Source organism: Cedecea sp. NFIX57, assembly GCF_900177785.1.
Lineage (GTDB): Bacteria > Pseudomonadota > Gammaproteobacteria > Enterobacterales > Enterobacteriaceae > Cedecea > Cedecea neteri_C.
Genome location: NZ_FXAS01000072.1, coordinates 2,014 through 6,401, shown reverse-complemented (window position 1 = coordinate 6,401; position 4,388 = coordinate 2,014). Strand labels below are relative to the sequence as shown.

At 47.1% G+C, this 4,388-nt stretch carries 4 protein-coding genes; all 4 read left to right on the top strand.

The features are described 5' to 3' along the window. Positions 1-720: hypothetical protein (locus tag B9Y90_RS25310; RefSeq protein ID WP_085543057.1), on the top strand; the 720-nt coding region annotated here is incomplete at its 5' end. A 522-nt stretch (positions 721-1,242) separates the two neighbouring features. Beyond that, positions 1,243-1,635 (top strand): hypothetical protein, encoded by a 393-nt coding sequence (locus tag B9Y90_RS25300; RefSeq protein ID WP_085543056.1) that lies wholly within the window; start codon positions 1,243-1,245, stop codon positions 1,633-1,635. 8 nt (positions 1,636-1,643) lie between these two features. Beyond that, on the top strand, positions 1,644-2,867 hold the full coding sequence (locus B9Y90_RS25295) for an IS91 family transposase (protein ID WP_085543055.1): 1,224 nt from the start codon (positions 1,644-1,646) through the stop codon (positions 2,865-2,867). Between the two features lie 475 nt (positions 2,868-3,342). Further along, positions 3,343-3,915 carry a TMEM175 family protein gene (locus B9Y90_RS25285; protein ID WP_085543053.1) on the top strand — a complete coding sequence of 191 codons (573 nt, stop codon included), beginning with the start codon at positions 3,343-3,345 and terminating at the stop codon, positions 3,913-3,915. The last annotated feature ends 473 nt before the right edge of the window (positions 3,916-4,388 follow it).

The window sequence follows — 4,388 nt, the reverse complement described above, 5'->3', positions numbered from 1 at the left end:
ATGGTCGCCATGGCCGGGGTGCAGGGGGCGAAGGCGGGGGTGGTGGCGACACAGCAGGCGTCTGAGGCCGGGGAAGATGCTGGTCGTTATCCTGCAGGACATCCAGCTTCATTGATGCATACTTACGGGGAAAATACTTTTGGTGGACTGGGAGGAGGGGGCAATACAGGGCCGTCATGGGCAGAAGTCAATGCAAATTACACTAATCCTGGTGGTGCCAAAGTCGGGGAAAAAACTGCATCCGGGGCAATAATTGCAGATTATTTTACCGCGGAAGAGAGAAACATTATGAATAATTATGGGCGCACTGGAGAATATTCAGGGACACTTTATCGCGGTGATGGTCGATCTGCGACTGAGATTAATGATATAATTAATCATGGCATGGTAGCGCGTGGTAATAATAAGAATATGTATGCCTATCGAATAGGCACGCCTGACACTCATTTTATCTCATTTTCAAAAAATATCGAACGAGCATCCATGTATGCCCAGTCAAGCTCAATATTAAGCGATGCAGGAGATATACGAATTGGCCATATCATTGAAGTTAATCATCTGAATTTTGCAGTTGATATAAGGAATGCGAGAAATGCTTCATTTTTTGAACAGGAAGTAAGAGCTATCGGTTCTGTAGCACAAACTGATATTGTGGCTATATATAGAAATACGTATAACCTTGATTATGATTTGTTATCTTCAAATAAGATATGGCCGTAAAATGGGCTCTGTCGAAAATATTCCACAAAATCGAAGTGTGCCTGATTCTGGACACAATCAGGCTGCTAACGAATAAAATGTATTAGTCGCGACTTGATCTGACACTGGACCTTGCAAGGTTGAGAGTTACCGGTTTTGATATGGGTGTCGAATCCTTAAACAAAACACGAGGTAACTCTCATGCTTCATACTAACAACCCGGGGTTCCGTGGTCATTTCGTAAGCGATGAGATGGTCTTCCCCCTCCTTCACGGCGGTTCTCAATACCGTCATGATGGTGGTAATTCAATCAACGTTGAAAGGGTGAGAAACCATGTCAAGGCTGAACATTATTGGAATTGATCTTGCGAAAACAAATTTTTATCTTTTCAGCCTTTCACCTGAAGGGAAGCCTGGTGGAAGGATTAAGCTCTCTCGTGAAAAGTTGACTGGCTGGTTTGCGACACAGTCCAGGATGATTGTCGCCATGGAGGCATGTGGTGCATCTCATCACTGGGCCAGAGAAATTCAAAAGACGGGACTATGGTCTCCTTTCCGTCCGGAAGTGATGACGACGCCCTCGCAGAGTTCTTTTATGATTCTCCGGAGGAAGCCATACGGCACTGTGTCCACCTCGGCCCCCAGTTTTTTCTCGACACGCAGCCTTATCCGCCGGTAGTCACGATTATTCGCGGTTTTGAGCAACATGCAGGTGAAGCCGATGAAGCCGGGTATGACTGTACGGAGGGTGCCATGACGGAGAGTATACCGGTGAATGAGTTCATGCTTTACACCGAACTGGGGGTAATGCCAGTCTCCTTCGAACCCTGGGACAAACATACCGACAACTGGGCCGACAGGCCCGACGAGCTCGACTGCGGCGACTGCGGGCAGTGTGAGCATCTGTATTTCACCGGCAAGATACCCGGGCTGTAATTTACCGGATGTACATCCCGCGCCCCGCTAAACTGCTCTTCGCCCTCGATGACGGCTGGAATCGCTTCCTCGGAAAATATGGCGACAGCATCAGTGACTGGACGAAGCTCTCCGTTGAGCGCATGCTCGACTGCGGGACCTGTGCCATGGGTGTTCGCCGCTACTGCTGTGCCTCCCCGGACTGTACCCACGCCCGGTTCTTCTGCCAGAGTTGTAAATCAAAAGGCTGCAGCGCCTGCGGCATGAAAGCGACCGAGCAGTGGATTGCGACACAACAATACATCCTGCCCGACTGCGACTGGCAACATATTACGTTTACCATGCCCCACGTCCTCTGGCCCTTTTTTAACGGTAACTGGCCGCTGCTCAACGACCTCTTCAGTGCCGCCACCCGGGCCATGCTCCGCTGGGCCCGTAAACAGGGTATCGAAGTGGGTATTTTCTGTGCCCTGCACACCTACGGGCGCCAGTTGAATCAGCACCCGCATATCCATGTCTCCGTCACCCGCGGGGGACTTGACAGTCAGCACGGTGGATGGCGCGATATCTTCTTTAAGAAGAAAAATGTGGAAAAAATCTGGCGCAGCGCCGTCATTCGCCTGCTGCGGGCCAATTATGACCAGGTTAATCCCGGCAGCCTGACTGGCTTCGGCCATATCCGCGACGAGCGCCAGTGGCGACGTTATCTTCGGGCACAATACCAGCGTTACTGGAAAGTCCACTTCGCGAAGAAAACCCGGGGAGCCTGGCGCAGCGTCAAATATCTGGGCCGTTACCTGAAACGTCCGCCGGTGGCGGCCTCTCAGTTACGCCACTACAGTGGCGGGGCTGTGGTACATCATTATTACGATCACCGTACGCAACAGCACCGGCAACAAAAACTGAGCCAGGAAGAGATGATCGGACGCTATATCAGCCACATCCCGTCCCGCCATTTTAAAATGGTGCGGTACTACGGTTTTCTGGCCAACCGCAAGCGGGGCACGCTGCTGCCGAAAGTGTATGAAGCCCTTGAGATGGAGGCGCGGAAAAAGCCAGAAACGCCAGGTTTCGCCGCGCTGATGAAGGGTTTTCTGGGCACGGATCCGTACAAATGTATTCTGTGTGGCGATCGGCTGCGCTTTGCCGGGGCGCAGGCCGGGATGCACGCAAAGGAATTGCTGTCAGAAAGGTATCACGTAATAGCAAAAAAACGATGGCTGCAAACAGGGCTTATGGATCAGTGTGCCTGAAAAATGAATTTCAGGTTAAAAATACGGCGAAGATGGTATTTTCATCATAAAACTCATGTTGATCCGCGCCGTATACGGTATGGATAGTGACGCCTTCCATGGTCAGGTAATCCGAAAAGAGGCGATTCAGATTCCTAACCATCGAGATGCTTGCCATAAAAAACCAGAAATTTGAGTCTCTAGGCCGCTGTATTTCCTCAATGCAATTTCCGCGTAGTGTTGATGATGCTAACTTTACTCAAATGACAAATAAGAATAAAAATGATGCACTTAATGAGGTTCTTGAACTGGGACTAACTACGTTAAGAGAAGAGTTAGGAGCAAACAATCCTGACATCTACAATGTTTTCAATAACCTTTGTCACGAAATAAATGATTAAGATCATAACATAGATGAATTTTCAAAAAAATTATATTTAAAAGCGAAAATAAAACTAGGTGAACGTACAAATAAATATGGCCTTGAGAGATTGAAATGAATAAAAATAGGATTGAAGCATTTAGTGATGGAGTTATGGCTATAATCTTGACTATTATGGTTCTGGAGTTAAAAGTTCCTTTAGATGATAATTTGTCAAGTGTTGTGACATTAATGCCTATGTTTTTAATCTATGTCTTAAGCTTTATCTATATTGGGCTTTATTGGAATAATCACCATAACCTTTTTCAATTGGCTGAATTTGTTGATGGTAAGATTATGTGGTCAAACCTTTATCTTTTATTTTGGATATCTTTGATACCAATGTCTACAGCTTGGGTTGGTAAATATCCATATTCAGAATGGCCTTCAGCTTTCTATGGTGTTATTTTATTTGCTGCAGGTACTGCTCATTATATTCTTGTTCATCTATTAGTTAAAACACATAAATGCAAATCATCTGTAGCAATGTTTATAGGCAATGATTGGAAAGGGAAAGTATCATTGGTACTATATTTAATTGGCATATTAACTTCATTTTTCAATACGATAGTGGCATTTTTTGTGTATTTTATTGTTACCATGATATGGATAATTCCTGATTCTAGATTTGAGCGCAAGCATAAGTAATGGGCAAAATAGGTTGTGTCGCATTAACGCCGCATCAACCAGCCCCCTGTCTTGACGGGCTCCGGGCCGATCTCGAGATACTGAGTGAGCGCCGCCGCCCGTCAGGTGCCCACCTTCCGGATAAGCGTTTTCAGGTCAATCTGCCCGACATCATCAGCGCACACGCCGTCCTGCTGAACGCCTTTTTCATTCAGGGCCTGCATCAGGATGAAAATGTCATATTTCCTGAGACGATGAGTCCCAGCTGTCACCACTACGGCATGCACATATCAATATGCTGGGTCACTACATATTCACGCTGGCAGAACAGGTGAAAAAGGGACACTAAGCCACTTAAGCAAGCGGAGGAGAGCGATGAATGGCCTCTATAGTTGTCTATTGTCGTGGTAACGAGAATACCAAGTTGGTTGAAAAGTGTACTTAACGGGGGCTGACGCTCAGTGGGGCGAGACAGAAAGGCATTCCGGCTAAGC

What these genes read in the sequence shown, in the direction of transcription:
- B9Y90_RS25285 (WP_085543053.1), top strand. Translation starts at nt 3,343, where the DNA reads ATGAATAAAAATAGGATTGAAGCATTTAGTGATGGAGTTATGGCTATA.
- B9Y90_RS25300 (WP_085543056.1), top strand. Translation starts at nt 1,243, where the DNA reads ATGGTCTCCTTTCCGTCCGGAAGTGATGACGACGCCCTCGCAGAGTTC.
- B9Y90_RS25295 (WP_085543055.1), top strand. Translation starts at nt 1,644, where the DNA reads ATGTACATCCCGCGCCCCGCTAAACTGCTCTTCGCCCTCGATGACGGC.